Source organism: Acinetobacter sp. AL9, assembly GCF_041464035.1.
Lineage (GTDB): Bacteria > Pseudomonadota > Gammaproteobacteria > Pseudomonadales > Moraxellaceae > Acinetobacter > Acinetobacter towneri.
The window spans coordinates 1-219 of record NZ_JAYFSK010000307.1; the positions used below are offsets into that span (position 1 = coordinate 1).

Annotated in this window: 1 protein-coding gene; it reads left to right on the forward strand. The window is 50.2% G+C overall.

Going from position 1 to position 219, the window contains the following annotated elements:
* The coding region (locus ACEO2X_RS14840) for a transposase (RefSeq protein WP_371972228.1) at positions 1-219 on the forward strand (219 nt) is incomplete at both ends.

Below are 219 nucleotides of genomic sequence, written 5' to 3' on the forward strand. Positions count from 1 at the left end.
AGCAAGCGATGCCCGCCTATGTGATTGATAAAGGCATTGCTTCACCTGAACTGCTCAGCCATGTTTTGGTATCGAAATATGCCGATCATTTGCCGCTGTACCGTCAACGTCTGATCTATCAGCGGGCTGGCATTGATCTGTCCAGATCCACTTTATCTGACTGGATTGGTCGCTGCGGTGTGGAACTGGAACCTCTGGCCAATGCCTTAAAACAGGTGG